At 73.4% G+C, this 14,843-nt stretch carries 14 protein-coding genes; 4 read left to right on the top strand and 10 right to left on the bottom strand.

What is annotated here, in order from left to right:
• The coding region (locus ABZ495_RS28185) for a methyltransferase (protein WP_359838715.1) at positions 1–1,070 on the bottom strand (1,070 nt) is incomplete at its 3' end.
• Between the two features lie 98 nt (positions 1,071–1,168).
• Here ABZ495_RS28185 and ABZ495_RS28180 point away from each other — a divergent pair.
• Both ABZ495_RS28180 and ABZ495_RS28175 read left to right on the top strand, forming a co-directional pair.
• On the top strand, positions 1,169–1,570 hold the full coding sequence (locus tag ABZ495_RS28180) for a VOC family protein (protein WP_329486865.1): 402 nt from the start codon (positions 1,169–1,171) through the stop codon (positions 1,568–1,570).
• 77 nt (positions 1,571–1,647) lie between these two features.
• Entirely contained in the window at positions 1,648–2,022 is a 375-nt protein-coding gene (locus ABZ495_RS28175; protein WP_359838713.1) for an RNA-binding S4 domain-containing protein, read from the top strand.
• 42 nt (positions 2,023–2,064) lie between these two features.
• On the opposite strand, the gene ABZ495_RS28170 is transcribed toward ABZ495_RS28175, so the two are convergent.
• Positions 2,065–2,571 (bottom strand): FBP domain-containing protein, encoded by a 507-nt coding sequence (locus tag ABZ495_RS28170; protein ID WP_329486867.1) that lies wholly within the window; start codon positions 2,569–2,571, stop codon positions 2,065–2,067.
• A 187-nt stretch (positions 2,572–2,758) separates the two neighbouring features.
• Positions 2,759–3,637, bottom strand: coding sequence for an SAM-dependent methyltransferase (locus ABZ495_RS28165; protein WP_329486868.1), 879 nt, complete (start codon positions 3,635–3,637; stop codon positions 2,759–2,761).
• A 256-nt stretch (positions 3,638–3,893) separates the two neighbouring features.
• Between ABZ495_RS28165 and ABZ495_RS28160 the strand changes: the two genes are divergently transcribed.
• Together ABZ495_RS28160 and ABZ495_RS28155 are read left to right on the top strand one after the other, a co-directional pair.
• Positions 3,894–4,832, top strand: coding sequence for a polysaccharide deacetylase family protein (locus tag ABZ495_RS28160; RefSeq protein ID WP_352290988.1), 939 nt, complete (start codon positions 3,894–3,896; stop codon positions 4,830–4,832).
• 246 nt (positions 4,833–5,078) lie between these two features.
• Entirely contained in the window at positions 5,079–5,948 is an 870-nt protein-coding gene (locus ABZ495_RS28155) for a 3-hydroxybutyryl-CoA dehydrogenase (RefSeq protein ID WP_329486870.1), read from the top strand.
• A gap of 404 nt (positions 5,949–6,352) precedes the next feature.
• Here ABZ495_RS28155 and ABZ495_RS28150 read toward each other — a convergent pair whose 3' ends face one another.
• The 7 genes from ABZ495_RS28150 to rplT all read right to left on the bottom strand — a co-directional run bounded on the left by ABZ495_RS28150 (position 6,353) and on the right by rplT (position 14,773).
• A complete protein-coding gene (locus tag ABZ495_RS28150; RefSeq protein ID WP_329486871.1) occupies positions 6,353–7,084 on the bottom strand; it encodes a hypothetical protein in 732 nt (243 codons plus the stop codon).
• A 93-nt stretch (positions 7,085–7,177) separates the two neighbouring features.
• Positions 7,178–7,966 (bottom strand): chitosanase, encoded by a 789-nt coding sequence (locus tag ABZ495_RS28145; protein WP_359807317.1) that lies wholly within the window; start codon positions 7,964–7,966, stop codon positions 7,178–7,180.
• A 276-nt stretch (positions 7,967–8,242) separates the two neighbouring features.
• The gene (pheT, locus tag ABZ495_RS28140) at positions 8,243–10,744 is read right to left on the bottom strand and encodes a phenylalanine--tRNA ligase subunit beta (RefSeq protein ID WP_329486872.1); all 2,502 of its coding nucleotides are present in this window, start codon (positions 10,742–10,744) and stop codon (positions 8,243–8,245) included.
• Entirely contained in the window at positions 10,744–11,865 is a 1,122-nt protein-coding gene (gene pheS / locus ABZ495_RS28135) for a phenylalanine--tRNA ligase subunit alpha (RefSeq protein WP_329486873.1), read from the bottom strand. Before pheS ends, pheT begins: the two co-directional genes overlap by 1 nt.
• A 277-nt stretch (positions 11,866–12,142) precedes the next feature.
• Positions 12,143–13,246 carry an ATP-binding protein gene (locus ABZ495_RS28130; protein WP_329486874.1) on the bottom strand — a complete coding sequence of 368 codons (1,104 nt, stop codon included), beginning with the start codon at positions 13,244–13,246 and terminating at the stop codon, positions 12,143–12,145.
• 125 nt (positions 13,247–13,371) lie between these two features.
• Positions 13,372–14,238, bottom strand: a complete 867-nt coding sequence (locus tag ABZ495_RS28125; RefSeq protein WP_359838711.1) for an RNA methyltransferase — start codon at positions 14,236–14,238, stop codon at positions 13,372–13,374.
• 139 nt (positions 14,239–14,377) lie between these two features.
• Complete coding sequence (gene rplT, locus ABZ495_RS28120; RefSeq protein WP_329486876.1) at positions 14,378–14,773, bottom strand: 50S ribosomal protein L20; 396 nt, start codon at positions 14,771–14,773, stop codon at positions 14,378–14,380.
• Positions 14,774–14,843: the final 70 nt, after the last annotated feature.

Below are 14,843 nucleotides of genomic sequence, written 5' to 3'. Positions count from 1 at the left end.
AACATCTCAGTGCCGGCGGGGGGGGCGGCGGGGGGGGGGGTGGGGGGGGCTGGGGGGGGGGGGGGGGCGCGCCCGGGGGGGGGGGGGGGCCGCGGCGGCCCCCCCCCCCCCCCCCCCCCCACGGCCTGGTGGGACTCGTCGACGAAGACCAGCTCGGCGCCGGGACTGGCGAGCGCCGCCGCGGTGCCGACCACGCCGTTGCCGCAGCCGAGGTCGACGACCCGGGCCCCGGGGGCCGCCACCGGCAGGTGACCGAGCAGGAAGCGGGTGCCGATGTCGAGCCGCTCGGCGCAGAAGGTACCGGCGTGGTTGACCACCGTGCGCCCGGAGGCCGGGCCGATGTCGCCGGGCAGCGCGTAGCGGTGCGGCCAGGGGTTGGGGCCGGGGTCGAGCGCCGGGTCGGGGGTGCAGAAGATCAGCCGGGCCTTGCGGGCCGCGAGCGAGGTGCGGGTCGGGCCGAGGATCCGCTCGAAGAGCTGGAGGGTGGAGGTGTGGATCTCGGTGACCATGCCGGTGCCGATCACCACCGTGCCGGGGTGCACGGCGGGCGCGAGGCGGTGCAGCTGGTCCTCCAGCAGCGCGAGGCTCTTGGGCACGCGGACCAGCAGGACGTCGACCCGCCCGGGCGGGGTGTCGCGGGTGGTGAGCAACCGGGTCGCGTCGGGGGCGGCGCCGGCCCGGGCGAGGTTGGCCAGGGTGGCCTGCCGGCCGAGGTGGGAGTCGCTGATCTGGACCGGCGCGGTACTCGGGGCGGGAGCCGGCACGGGGGCCGTCCCGGTGGCCGGCGCCGAGGCCGTCCCGGTGGTCGGGGCCGAGGACAGCGCGGTGGTCAGCGCCGTGGTCAGCGCGCCCCAGCGGTCGCCGAGGACGACGACGGTGCGGCCGGTGAGCTCGGTGACCGCGCCCTGGGCGCTGTCCGCCTCCCCGGCGAGATGGCGCAGCAGGTACTCGTCGGCGGCGTCCCAGGCGCGCAGCCGCTCGCGCGGGTCCTCCGGGAAGCGGGTGAGGTCGAAGGTGCCCCACGGGGTGGTGAAGGGGGTCGCGGCGGTGGGCGTGCTGAGGCGGTTCATCGTGATCTCAGGCTAGCCGACCACCGGGCGCCGACCGTCCGGTCGGCCGATACTGGAGGGGCCCGACCGGAAGGTCCTGACCGGAAGGGGATTGGGCCATGGACTGGAAGCTCGAAGTGGTGGTGGTCCCGGTGTCGGACGTGGCCCGGGCCAAGATCTTCTACGAGGAACAGGCCGGTTTCACCGTCGACCACGACACCCGGATCCGGGACGGGGTCCGGGTGGTGCAGCTGACGCCGCCGGGCTCCGGCTGTTCGATCGTGGTGGGCACCGGGGTCACGGACGCGCCGCCGGGCTCGGTGAAGGGCCTGCAGCTGGTGGTGCCGGACATCGTCAAGGCGCACGGCGAGCTGGTGGCGCGGGGCGTGGAGGTGAGCCCGGTCCAGCACTTCGAGGACGGCGCTCGGGTGGACGGCCGCGGCGGGGCGTGGAACTCGTTCGTCTTCTTCAACGACCCGGACGGCAACGGCTGGGCGGTCCAGGAGTCGCCGCCCGGCTGACCCCGGCGCCCTCGCCGGCCCGGAGCCCGGCGCAGACCCCGGCGCGGCGCCGGGCCGGCCGTGGGTAGGCTCGGAGGATGGTCGAAGACGAGGGAAGCGTCCGGGTGGACAGCTGGATCTGGTCGGTGCGGCTCACCAAGACGCGCGCGCTGGCGGCGGTCGCCTGCCGGGCCGGACACGTCCGGGTGAACGGCGAGCGGGTCAAGCCCGCGCAGGCGCTGAAGGCCGGCGACGAGGTGCGCGTGCGCCAGGAGGGCTTCGAGCGGATCGTCGTGGTGAAGCGGCTGGTCCGCAAGCGGGTCGGGGCGGTCGTCGCGGCCGAGTGCCTGGTGGACAACAGCCCGCCGAGGCCGCCGCGCGAACTGCTGGCGGCGGCCGGCGAGCGCGACCGGGGCGCCGGCCGGCCCACCAAGCGGGACCGCCGCGAGCTCGACCAGCTGCGGCACGGCTAGCGGACGCGGCACGGCCGGCGGACCGCCCCGGGCCCGGCGGTCTCAGGCCGGGGTGTCGGTGAGGACCTTCGCCAGGAAGGCGTCCAGGTTCGCCACCGTGCGGGCCACCAGCTCCTCCTGCGACAGCGACTCCTCGGGTCGGCTGACCAGGGCGGACTTCTTCAGCCCGCGCAGGTAGAGCGAACAGGCCAGGTCGGCGCAGATGTAGGTGCCGACGGTGTTGCCCTCGCGGCCGGAGACGCCGGCCCGGCGGGCGGCCAGCAGCGCCACGCCCGAGCCCGCGTGGGCGGAGAGGCAGAGCGAGCAGACGTTGGTCTTGGTCAGGCTGCGGCGCACGGACGGCACCCGCAGTGTGACGCCGACCAGCTCGCCGCCGTGCTCGGCGACCAGGTAGCCGCGGTCGGGCGCGCCCTGATCCCGCCAGCCGAGGAAGTCCAGGTGCTCCCACGGGAGTTCGGCCAGACCCCGGGGCAGGTTGAGCCGACGGGCCTCGCCCTTGGAACAGTTGACGAAGGAGCCGCGGATCTCGTTCTCGCTCAGGGGGTTCATGATTCGCAACGTAACACCGAGCGCGCCGGGCGGTCGCGGCATTTTCCACCGAAGCGCCCCGCTGTGCGCCACCCGATGCGCCCGCCTGCGGCCCGGGACGGGTCGGGGCCCGCGCCCGGCACGGACACCGGGGCCGGCCGTCCGCACGGTGGTCGGGGCCGCACGGCGCGGGCCCCCGAGGGGTGGTTCAGGCCTTGAAGGCGACACCCGCGTAGGCGGAGACGTCCTGCCAGCCGGCGGGCAGCTCGTCGGTCGGGACGTGGCCGGCCCCGGCGCGCCAGAGCGGGAGCTGGACCAGACCGGGCCCGGCGAACCCGAAGTCGCCGAAGAAGGGCTCGACGGCGGCGCGCGGACGCAGCACCAGCGGCGCGCTGGCGCTCCGGTAGATCCGGGTGCCCTCGGCCGCGCTCTCCCGGGAGGCGAAGTCGGGGCTGCCGTGCGAGAGGATCAGCGCGCTGCCGGGCGCGAGCGCGTCGCGCAGGGTGCGGACGATCTCCTGGGCGCCGTCCTCGTCGCGGATGAAGTGCAGCACCGCGACCAGCATCAGGGCCACCGGCCGGTCCAGGTCGACGGCGGCGCGCAGGCCGGGGTGGTCGAGGATGGTCGCCGGCTCGCGGAGGTCGGCCTCGATGACGGAGGTGTGGCCGGCCTTGTGGCTCGCCAACAGGGCGCGGGCGTGGGTGGCCACGATCGGGTCGTTGTCGACGTACACCACGCGGGCGTCCGGGGCGGCCCGGCGGGCCACCTCGCTGGTGGAGCCGACGGCGGGGATGCCGGTACCGATGTCGACGAACTGGCGGATGCCCTGGCCGGCCACGAACTCGACGGCGCGGCCGAGGAATTCGCGGTTGGTGCGGGCCAGCAGCGGCAGCGCGGGGTAGGCCGCTATCGCGGCCTCGGCGGCCTTGCGGTCCGCCTCGAAGTTGTCCTTGCCGCCGAGGTAGTAGTCGTACATCCGGGCGGTGTGCGGAACTCCGGTGTCCAGCTCGGTCGGCGGCTGCCAGTCCTCGGCCTTCACCCAGTCCCAGTCCGTACCGACGTCGGTCGTCGCGGTGTCCTCGTGCATCCTGCTTTCCGCCCCCTCAAGCCCACTGCCGGAATGCCTGCCCGTCACGGCGCCGGAGCGCCGCGCTGCGCGGGCGGCCCGGCCTGCCGGGCCCACCACGCGGCGCGCGGTGATCGTATCCGACGACACGCCGTGGAGACAGCGGGAGTTCAGGATTCCGCAGCTCCCCGGCCGTGGTGCGGGCACGTCCTCCCGGCGGGTCGGGTCGGCGCGCTCGAATCGCCCCGGGGTTTCACCGTCTCTATGCTGGCTGCCGATGACTGCCGACCGGATGACCGCCGACCGCCGCACCGTCCTGCGCGCCACCGCCAGGTTCGCCGCCCTGACCGCCGTCGGCGGCCTGCTCGCGGCCTGCGCCGGGACCTCCCCCCGCCGGGCCGACCCGGGGGCGCTCGCCGTCCACCCCGGCACCGTGGACCCGGCCGGCGGCGACCCGGCGGCGGTCGACCCGGCCTGGGCGGCCGGCGAGGGCGCCGCCTCCCCCGCCCCGGACCCCACCGCCCCGGCCGGACCGCAGGGGGCGGCCTCCCCCACCGCGGCCGCCACCACCGTGGCGCCGCCGGTCCCGCCCACCCTCACGCCGCTCGCCCCGGGCACCCCCGTCGAGGTCGCGTACGGACCGCGGACCGGCCGCAACGTCGCCCTGACCTTCCACGGCAGCGGCGACCCGAGGATCGCCACCGCCCTGCTGGAGATCGCCGAACAGCGCGGCGCCGCGCTCACCGTGATGGCCGTCGGCAGCTGGCTGGACCAGCAGCCGCAGATGGCCCGCCGGATCCTGGACGGCGGCCACGAACTAGGCAACCACACCCAGAACCACCAGAACATCTCCGCGATGGGCCCCGACCAGGCGCGCGCCGAGATCGCCCAGTGCGCGGAGCGGCTGCAACGGCTCACCGGCTCGATCGGCCGCTGGTTCCGGCCCTCCGCCGCCCAGTACGCCACGCCGATGGTGCGCGAGCAGGCCCGGGCGGTCGGGTACGAGCACGTGCTCTCCTTCGACGTCGACCCGCGCGACTACAGCGATCCGAGCGCCGCGGAACTCCAGCGCCGGGTGCTCGCCTCGGTGAAGGGCGGCTCGGTGGTCGCCCTGCACATGGGCCACCAGTGCACGGTGGACGCGCTGCCGGGCATCCTGGACGGACTCACCAGGGCGGGGCTCGCGCCGGTCACCGCCAGCCGGCTCTGCGCCTGAGCCCTGCGGGCGGCGGGTGCGCCGGCACCCGGACGCACGGGTCCCGCGACCCGGGCCCACCCCTTCGGAGCAGCGCCCGCGGACCCGGTTCAGCCTGGGAGGGGATGACCTACCGACGGGTACGGAGTAGTAACGTCGTCGGGGCGGTGCACCGGTGCACACCTATCGGTGCGCCCGCCCGCTGAACAGCAGCTTGCTGGGACACCTGTCGCTGGGAGACCCCCGGCACCACCGAAGGGCAACTGAGTGAGTGACATCGCGCGCGTCGGAGTGATCGGCTGCGGTCTGATGGGGTCGGGCATCGCGGAGGTGTTCGCCCGGGCGGGGCTGGACGTCCTGGTGTCGGAGGCGAGCGGGGAGGCCCTGGAGTTCGGTCGCACCCGGCTGACCAACTCCCTGGAGACGGCGGTCAAGCGGGGCAAGCTGAGCCCCGAGGACCGCGACGGGGCGATGGCCCGGCTGTCCTTCACCACCGACCTGGCCGACTTCGCCGACCGCGACCTGGTGGTCGAGGCGGTCGCCGAGCGCGAGGACATCAAGGTCCAGATCTTCCAGACGCTGGACCAGGTGGTCGAGCGCCGGGACGCCATCCTGGCCTCCAACACCTCGTCGATCCCGATCGTGAAGCTGGCCGCCGCCACCTCGCGCCCGGAGCAGGTGATCGGCCTGCACTTCTTCAACCCGGCGCCGGTGCAGAAGCTGGTCGAGGTGATCCCGACGCTGACCACCTCGGCGACCACCACCGAGCGGGTCGAGACCTTCGCCTCCGAGGTGCTGGGCAAGGAGCCGATCCGCGCCCGCGACCGGGCCGGCTTCGTGGTGAACGCGCTCCTGGTGCCGTACCTGCTGTCGGCGGTGCGGATGTTCGAGTCGGGCGTGGCGACCGCCTCCGACATCGACAAGGGCATGGAGGCCGGCTGCGCCCACCCGATGGGCCCGCTGCGGCTGTGCGACCTGATCGGTCTGGACACCATCGTGTCGATCGCCGAGTCGATGTACGACGAGTACAAGGAGCCGCTGTTCGCCGCTCCCCCGCTGCTCTCCCGGATGGTCGACGCGGGCCTGCTGGGCCGCAAGTCCGGCCGCGGTTTCTACGACTACACCGCGAGCGTCTGAACCCGGGAACGGTGACGGGGCCCGGGAGCGGTATCCAGCTACCCGGGCCCCTGAGGTGCCACCCAATTGCTTGCACCGGCACGTTTAAGGGTGTGGGTCATTCTCACAGCATCGCGCTTTGCCATTGAAGCTACCGCGCCACGATAGAGGCGCAGACGGGAGTCGAACCCGCATCCGACGCTTACAGCACACACCCGGTCGATCCGGCGCTCGGCGGCGAATGCTGAGCCTGGAGCGAGAGTCTGAGTCTTACAGGGGCGCCTCTGCCATGTTGGGCCACTCCGGCGCGAAATGCCGGAGGGAGGACTCGAACCTCCACATTCTCCCCTGATATCAGCTTCAACCTCAGTATCAGCTTGCGCTCTTCGCGCCACCCCCGCTCTCATACGGGGGCGATCTGGGGGCTACCCGAACAGGTAGCCGAACACCGCCTCACCGACCCGGCGGTCGGTGACCTCCGAGCCGTTGGCCTCCTCGCGGGCGAACTGGACGGCCTGCTGGAGCTTCTCGACCCGCTCCAGGAGCTCGTTCACCCGCCGGGCCGGAAGGGCCCCGGAGAACTTGACCGTCGTCCAGTAGCCGACCGCGATGTCCTCGTAGTACACCTCGACCTGCGCCGGGTGCTTCTCCGTGGCCTCGGCCTTCACGTGGTTGCGCGGCACCTTCTTGGTGCGGATCGTGCGCACCGCCTCGGTCTTCCAGGAGTCCGTCGAGGCGTCGTGGTTCCAGGCCTCGGCGGCGTCCAGCACCGGCAGCTTCCGCACGAAGGTGCGCAGGTCGGTGAGCTGCTTCTCCAGGAAGAGCAGGTAGGTGACCGGCACCTGGGCCACCAGCGTCCGGCCGTCGACCACGACGTCGGCGCGGGCCTCGGTGTTGGCCCAGTCCTTCGTCGCGGTGACGTCGAACAGCCGGGACAGCGTCGCGGACGTGGTCCGCAGGACGTCCTCGGCCTTCACCTGGACGCGGGTGGACTCCGGGGGGAGCTGCTCGCCCTCCTCGTCCTTGGGCTGGTACGTCCGGGAGATGCCGGCCAGCAGCGCGGGCTTCTGCAAGTCCTGGTGGGACTGCGTCAGCTCCTGGAAGGACTTGGACTTGACGCCCTTTTCGACGGCGATGATCTGGTTCAGCTTTGCCACGTCGTCGAACGTATCAGCGATCATGGCGGGGTGTCACCCGATAAACGGGGCGACCGCGGAGGCCGGGCGAACGGCCTCCGCGGTCGGCACGGGTCAGCTGTTGATGCTGTAGCTGTCGCCGTAGACCTTCCACTTGAGCGGGGGGTTGAGGTCGAAGTTCTTGGCGTTGAGGAAGACCAGCTGCTCGGTGTCGACGCGGCTGGTGTCGGAGTGCGCCTCCTCGGTCTTCATGGCGGCCCGGCGGGCGTCCAGGAAGGCCTTGAGGTAGGTGGCCTCGTCGCCGCCCTGGGCCGGGGTCTTGGCCTTCTTCATGGCGGTCTTGCGGATCCCGCCGAAGCTGGTCGAGCTGGTGCCCGGGCCGTGCATGACGATGGCGTCGTAGTAGGCGAACTGGCCGAGCGCGCGCAGGCCGTCGGACTTGGCCTGGCTGACGGCGGGGTTGAAGTAGACGCGGTCGCGCTCGTCGTTCTGCGCCTGCTGGAAGACGCCGTCCTTGGCCGCGGTGGCCCAGTCCTTCTCGAAGGCGCTGCCCAGGCCCGCGTGCGACTCGGTGCCGTTCACCTTGCGCAGCGCCGGCAGGTACTTGGCGAGGACGTTGCCCGGCTTGAGGTCGGTGTAGTGCTCGACCAGGTCGAGCATGTCGCCGGTGCCCGAGCAGAAGCCGATGATGCCGGCGGTGTAGCCGCGGCCGTCACCGATGTCCTCGATGTACTTGTACTGCGACTTCCAGTCCAGCGAGGAGTTCTCGGCGCTGGACACCAGCTGCATCGCGATGTCCTTCTTGTGCGGGTCGTCCAGGCCGGCGGCCTTGGCCTGGACGACGGCCGCGGTCGGCGCCGCGTGGGCTGCGCCGGCGGCCGCGACCGTGGCGGGCGCGGCCATCAGCAGGGCGGCGAGGGCTATCCGGACGGTGCGGTGCTGGGGACGGTGCATCTGACGCTCCGTGTTCCGTGGGGGGACGGCGGGGGGATGCCGTCGACCGGGAGTTAGGAAACTTTCCTAACCAAGGAATAGCGCCCACGATCCCCGCTCCGCAAGGGTTTTGACGGAAACTCCTCAAAGAGCCAGGTCAGCCGCACCGGCCGGACCGCCACCGCCGGGACGACGAAGGGCCCCGCCGCCGGAAACCGGCGACGGGGCCCTCCCCCGGGATGCGCGTCAGGCGCCGCGGAGCACCGCGCCGGTCCGGGCGACGGCCTCGGCCACGGCCGCCTCGCGGGCCGCGCTGGCCTCGTCGGCGGTCAGCGTGCGGTCGGCCGCGCGGAAGCGCAGCGCGTAGGCCAGCGACTTCTTGCCCTCGCCGACCTGCTCGCCGGTGAAGACGTCGAACAGCCTGATGGCCTCCAGCAGTTCGCCGGCGCCGGCCCGCAGCGCGGCCTCGACCTCGGCGGCCGGGACGGCGCCGTCGACGATCAGCGCCACGTCCTGGGTCGCGACCGGGAACGCGGAGACGGCCGGGCCGGAGACCCGGACGGCGCCGTCGGCGGTCAGCAGGTCGAGGTCGACCTCCATCGCGCTGGTGCGCTCGGGCAGACCGAGCGCCTTGACGACGCGCGGGTGCAGCTCACCGGCGTGACCGACCACCCGGTCGGTCCCCGCGACCACCAGCTCGGCGCAGCGGCCCGGGTGCCACGGGGCCAGCCGGCCCTGGCGGACGGCCAGTTCGACGCCGGCCGCACGGGCCACCGCACGGGCGGCCTCGATCGCGTCGGCCCAGGAGGCCGGGGCGCCCTTGCCCCACCAGCCGGACGGCACCCGCTCGCCCGCGAGGGCGGCGGCGATCCGGCGCGGCTGGTCCGGCAGGGCGGCGTCGAGGGCGGCGAGCTCCTCGTCGCTCGGACGGCGGTCGACGGCCGGGCGCGGCGCGACGGACTGCTCGTCCTTGGGCAGGAAGACGGTACCCGTCTCGAAGATCGCCAGATCGGTGTTGCCGCGGCCGACGTTGCGGCGCAGCGCCCCGAGCAGGCCCGGCAGCAGCGTGGTGCGCAGCGCCGGCTCCTCGTCGTTGAGCGGGTTGACCAGCTTCACCGTGCGGCGGCGCCGGTCGTCCTTCTCCAGGCCGAGCCCGTCGAAGGCGGCCTCGCCGACGAACGGGTAGTTGTTGACCTCGACGTAGCCGGCGCCGGCCAGCGCGACACCGGCCCGGCGGTGGGTGCGCTGGGCCTCGGTCAGGCCCTTGCCCGGCGGCACGGTGGGCATCCGGGCGGGGACATTGTCGTACCCCTCCAGGCGGATGACCTCCTCCGCGAGGTCGTACGGGTCGGTGAGGTCGGGGCGCCAGGTCGGCGGGGTGACCTCCAGGACGTCGGCGCCCGCGACGGAGCAGCCGATCTCCTGGAGCCGCCGGGTGACGGTCTCCCGGCCGTAGGCGGTGCCGGCGACGCGGTCGGGCAGGTCCGCGGCGATGGTGATGGTGCGCACCGGGTGCGGGGCCGCGATGTCGGTGACCCCGGCCTCGGCGGTGCCGCCGGCGATCAGGACCAGCAGGTCGACGGCGCGCTGCGCGGCGGCGCGGGCGGCCTCCGGGTCGACGCCGCGCTCGAAGCGCTTCGACGCCTCGGAGGGCAGCTTGTGCCGCTTGGCACCGCGGGCGATCACGACCGGGTCGAAGTGCGCCGCCTCGATGATCACCTCGGTGGTGCCCGGACCGGCGGCCGGGTCGAGGATCTCGGTGGAGGCACCGCCCATGACACCGGCCAGGCCGATCGGGCCGCTGTTGTCGCAGATCAGCAGGTCCTCGGCGGAGAGCTTGCGCGCGACGCCGTCGAGGGTGGTCAGGGTCTCGCCCTGCTCCGCCCGGCGGACCACGATGGGGCCGTCCACGCGCTGCTTGTCGTAGGCGTGCAGCGGCTGGCCGACCTCCAGCATCACGTAGTTGGTGATGTCCACGGCCAGCGAGATCGGCCGGATGCCGGCCTTCTGCAGGCGGCGCTGGAGCCAGATCGGCGACTTGGCGGTCGGGTCGAGGCCGATCACCGTGCGGGCCACGAAGCGGTCGCAGCCGGCCGGGTCGGCGACCTTGACCAGGTAGCCGTAGGAGTTCGCCGGCGGCACGTCGAGCAGCGCCGGGTCGGCCAGCGGCAGCCCGTACGCGGCGGCGGCCTCGCGGGCCACCCCGCGCATCGAGAGGCAGTAGCCGCGGTCCGGGGTGACGGCGATGTCCAGCACCTCGTCGACGAGCTGGAGCAGCTCGACGGCGTCGGTGCCAGGCTCGTACTCCGGCGGGAGGACGATGATGCCGTCGTGGTCGTCGCCCATGCCCAGCTCGCGGGCCGAGCAGATCATGCCGGCCGAGGTGTGGCCGTAGGTCTGGCGGGCCGCGATCGGGAACGGGCCGGGCAGCACGGCGCCCGGCAGGACGACGACGACCTTGTCGCCGACGGCGAAGTTGGTCGCGCCGCAGACGATCTCCTGCGGCTCGCCGGTGCCGTTGGCGTCGCCGACGTTGACGAAGCAGTGCCGGATCGGCTTCTTGAAGCCGGAGAGCTCCTCGATGGAGAGGACCTGGCCGACCACCAGCGGGCCCTTGAGGTCGCCGCCGATCTGCTCGACCGTCTCGACCTCCAGCCCGGCCCGGACCAGTCGCTCCGCCACGTCGCGGCCGGTCTCGCCGGCCGGCAGGTCGACGTACTCGCGCAGCCAGGAAAGCGGGACGCGCATCAGATCTCCATCCCGAACGGGAGGGTGAAGCGCACGTCACCCTCGACCATGTCGCGCATGTCGGCGACGTTGTGACGGTTCATCAGGATCCGCTCCAGGCCCAGGCCGAAGGCGAACCCGCTGTAGCGGCTCGGGTCGATGCCGCAGGCGACCAGCACCCGCGGGTTGACCACGCCGCAGCCGCCGAGCTCGATCCAGCCCTCGGAGGAGCAGGTGCGGCAGGGCCGGTCCGGGTTGCCGACGCTCTCGCCGCGGCAGACGAAGCACTGCAGGTCGATCTCGGCGCTCGGCTCGGTGAACGGGAAGTACGAGGGCCGCCAGCGCAGCTCCAGGCCGTCCCCGATCAGCTTGGACACCAGCAGCTCGATGGTGCCCTTGAGGTCGGCGAAGGTGATGCCCTCGTCCACGGCCAGACCCTCGACCTGGCGGAAGACCGGGGTGTGGGTGGCGTCCAGCTCGTCGGTCCGGTAGACCCGGCCGGGGCAGACCACGTAGATGGGGGGCTCGCGGTCGAGCATGGTGCGGGCCTGGACCGGGGAGGTCTGGGTCCGCAGCACCACGCCGGAGTCGGCGGAGCCGTCCGGGGCCTGGACGAAGAAGGTGTCCTGCATCGAGCGGGCCGGGTGGTCCGGTCCCAGGTTGAGGGCGTCGAAGTTCAGCCACTCGGCCTCGACCTCGGGGCCCTCGGCGACCTGGTAGCCCATCGCGACGAAGGTGTCCTCGATGCGCTCGGCCAGCGTGGTCAGCGGGTGGCGGGCGCCGCGCGGGGTCCGGTCGTAGGGCAGCGTGACGTCCACCGCCTCCTCGACCAGGACGCGGGCGTCGCGCTCCGCCTCCAGCTCGGCCTGGCGCCGGGCGAGGGCCTGGTTGACGGCGCCGCGGGCCTGGCCGATCAGCTTGCCGGCGGCGGCCTTGGCGTGTGGGGGCAGAGCGCCGATCTCGCGGTTGGCGAGGGAGAGCGCGGAGCGGTCGCCGGTGTGGGCGACCTTGGCCTGCTTCAGCTCGTCGAGGCTGGTGGCGGCGGCGAAGGCCCGGACGGCCTCGTCCCGCGCCTGCTCCACCACCTCGGGCTTGAGGGCCTCGACCTCGACCGGGTCGTACGACTTGTTGGGTGCCGACATCTCTATCTTCCCGTGCTCCTGCTCGTCCGTGCTCAGGTAAGGGCTCGTGCCTTCGCGTGACGCCCGGCGTGGCCGGGGCACGGGCAGCCCCCGCCGCAGGTGCTCGGAAGGGGTGTCCGCGGCACGGCCGCGCAGGGCGTCCCACAACGCCAAAGGTCGAGTGTAGTCGCAGCGCATGGTGCGGCTGCCGTCAAGCCCGTCCGGCCTCCCGATCCGCACCGGGCTCCAGGGGCGGCGGCGCCGCCCCGGAGCCCGGTGCGGCTGCCTCCAGGCTCCGTCAGAGCATGAAGTCGGGCACGCCGGCGGGCAGGATAAATCGGAACCGGGCGCCGCCGCCGGGCGCGCGGTCGACGCGGATCGAGCCGCCGTGGGCCTCCACGATGCCCTTGACGATGTAGAGGCCCAGGCCCGTGCCGCCGCGCTTGGAACCGCGCCAGAAGCGGGTGAACACGCGCGGCATCGAGTCCTCGGGGATGCCGGTGCCTTCATCGCTCACGGTGACCGCGGTGCCTTCCACAGTTCGGGGCGGAGTGCCGGAGCGCTCCCAGACGGGTGCCTCGACGACCTCCTTGGCCGGTGCCACCTCGATCGTGACAGTTCCCTCACCGTGGCGCACCGCGTTTTCCAGCAGGTTGGCCAGCACCTGGTCCACCTTGTCCGGGTCGGCCCAGAGCACGGTGAGCGGCTCGCTGATCCGGATGTCGAAACGGTCCTCGGGGATGCCGGTGGCGACCTTGCGGTCCACGTGCCGGCGCACCGAGGCGGCCAGGTCGACCACCTGCTTGCGCAGTTCCAGCCGCCCGGCGTCGATCCGGGAGATGTCCAGCAGCTCGGCGATCAGCCGGGTGACCCGGTCGGCGTCGGCGTCGACGGTCTCCAGCATCAGCCGCTTCTGCCCGTCGGTGAACCGCTCCCACTTCGCCAGCAGGGTCGCGGTGAAGCCCTTGACGCTGGTGAGCGGCGAGCGCAGCTCGTGCGCGACGGTGGCGATCAGCTCGGCGTGGCTGCGCTCGGTCCGCCGGCGGGCCTCGGTGCCGCGCAGCGCGATCACCAGCCGCTCCAGCGGCGCCTGCGGGCGCGTCCGGACGTAGCGGGCGGACACCAGCACCTCGCGGCCGCCGGGGAGCAGCAGATTGCGCTCGGGCTGGCTGGTCCGGGTCGCCAGGCCGCCGTACGGGTCGGTCAGCTGCCACCAGCGGCGGCCGTCCAGGTCCTCCAGCGGGAGGGCGTGCTCCAGCGGGCTGCCGAGCGCGGCCTCCTGGAGGATGCCGGTCAGCCGGGCGGCGGTGCGGTTGAAGCAGACCACCCGGCCCAGGGCGTCGGCGACCACCAGGCCGTCCGGCAGGTCGTCCGGGTCGAGCTCTGGCCCGCTGCCGACCATGGGTGTCCTCCCCGATTACCCACCGTGTCTTTCCCCCCACCGAGGCAGACCCTAGCGTCTCGCGGCCCCCCGCAGTAGGGCCCGCGGCGTCGCGATGACGACTTCCGGGAGCGTCCGGGTACGGCCTACGCCCGCGCCCGGCAGCCGCCGGGCGAGCGCTGCGCCCGGGCGGAGGCGTAGAGGCAGACGGCGGCGGCCGTCGCGAGGTTGAGGCTCTCGGCGTGTCCGTGGATCGGTACGCGCACCACCTCGTCGGTGAGGGCGCGGGTCTCCTCCGGGAGCCCCCAGGCCTCGTTGCCGAACACCCATGCGCCGGGCGCGCCCAGCGTGCCCTCGTCCAGCTCCTGGTCGAGGTCGCGCTCCCCCGCGCCGTCGGCGGCCAGCACCCGCACGCCGGCCTCGCGCAGCCGGCCGACCGCCTCCTCCACCGGCACGCCGACGGCGACCGGCAGGTGGAACAGACTGCCGACGGAGGCGCGCACGGCCTTCGGGTTGTACAGGTCCACCGAGGCGTCGGTCAGCACCACCGCGTCCGCGCCGGCCGCGTCGGCGGTCCGCAGCACGGTGCCGGCGTTGCCGGGGTCGCGCACGTGGGCGAGCACCGCGACCAGCTTGGGACGGGCCGCCAGCACCTCGGCGAACGGGGTGTCGATGAACCGGCAGAGCGCCACGATGCCCTGCGGGGTCACGGTGTCGCAGATGTCCGCGATGACCTCGTCGGTGGCGGTGAGCACCGGCAGCCCCTCGGCGCGGGCGGCGGCGACGATGCCGGCGTGCCGCTCGGCGGCCTCGGGGGTCGTGTAGACCTCGACCACGGCGGGGTCGGCCGTGCCCGGCAGCGTCCCGAACGCGACGGCCTCCCGGACGGCCTGCGGGCCCTCGACGAGGAAGCGGCGCTCCTTGGTGCGCTGGTTCCGCTTGGCGAGCCGGCGGGCGGCGACGACGCGGGGCGAGCGCAGGGAGGTCAGCAGGGGGGTGTCGGTGCTCGACATGGTCTCGTCTCTGAGGCGGGGCGCCGGTGGCGTGCAGGGACTGTGGCGGGGAAACGCAAAACCGGACCCGCAGGGAGAGCCTGCGGGTCCGGTCGGTGCGACGAACCGATCCCGGGGGGATCAGGCCGATCCAGGAGGATCAGGCGGCGTCGGCGGCGGCCCTCGGGGCGTTGACGTCGGCCGGCAGCGCCTTCTGCGCGACCTCGACGAGCGAGGCGAACGCGCCCGGGTCGTTGACCGCGAGGTCGGCCAGCATCTTGCGGTCGATCTCGACGCTGGCGGCCTTCAGTCCCTGCACGAAGCGGTTGTAGGTGATGCCGTTGGCACGGGCCGCAGCGTTGATGCGCTGGATCCACAGCTGACGGAAGTCGCCCTTGCGCTTCTTGCGGTCGTTGAAGTTGTAGACCAGCGAGTGGGTGACCTGCTCCTTGGCCTTGCGGTACAGGCGCGAGCGCTGGCCCCGGTAGCCGCTGGCGCGCTCCAGGATGACCCGGCGCTTCTTGTGGGCGTTGACTGCCCGCTTGACGCGTGCCACTTGATTACTCCTTGGGTTGGACCACGGACTACTTCACGCGGTCCGTCATTCGAATGGGTCGGGAAGGATC

Origin of the sequence: Kitasatospora sp. NPDC005748, assembly GCF_040630735.1 — a bacterium.
Lineage (GTDB): Bacteria > Actinomycetota > Actinomycetes > Streptomycetales > Streptomycetaceae > Kitasatospora.
This window is presented reverse-complemented; position numbering and strand designations above follow the sequence as displayed.

Excerpts from the sequence above, each read along its gene's own strand:
- ABZ495_RS28165 (WP_329486868.1), bottom strand. The coding sequence starts at position 3,637 with ATGCACGAGGACACCGCGACGACCGACGTCGGTACGGACTGGGACTGG.
- pheS (WP_329486873.1), bottom strand. The coding sequence starts at position 11,865 with ATGTCGGCACCCAACAAGTCGTACGACCCGGTCGAGGTCGAGGCCCTC.
- ABZ495_RS28130 (WP_329486874.1), bottom strand. The coding sequence starts at position 13,246 with ATGGTCGGCAGCGGGCCAGAGCTCGACCCGGACGACCTGCCGGACGGC.
- ABZ495_RS28170 (WP_329486867.1), bottom strand. The coding sequence starts at position 2,571 with ATGAACCCCCTGAGCGAGAACGAGATCCGCGGCTCCTTCGTCAACTGT.
- ABZ495_RS28160 (WP_352290988.1), top strand. The coding sequence starts at position 3,894 with ATGACTGCCGACCGGATGACCGCCGACCGCCGCACCGTCCTGCGCGCC.
- ABZ495_RS28175 (WP_359838713.1), top strand. The coding sequence starts at position 1,648 with ATGGTCGAAGACGAGGGAAGCGTCCGGGTGGACAGCTGGATCTGGTCG.
- ABZ495_RS28125 (WP_359838711.1), bottom strand. The coding sequence starts at position 14,238 with ATGTCGAGCACCGACACCCCCCTGCTGACCTCCCTGCGCTCGCCCCGC.
- ABZ495_RS28180 (WP_329486865.1), top strand. The coding sequence starts at position 1,169 with ATGGACTGGAAGCTCGAAGTGGTGGTGGTCCCGGTGTCGGACGTGGCC.
- ABZ495_RS28145 (WP_359807317.1), bottom strand. The coding sequence starts at position 7,966 with ATGGCCGCGCCCGCCACGGTCGCGGCCGCCGGCGCAGCCCACGCGGCG.
- pheT (WP_329486872.1), bottom strand. The coding sequence starts at position 10,744 with ATGCGCGTCCCGCTTTCCTGGCTGCGCGAGTACGTCGACCTGCCGGCC.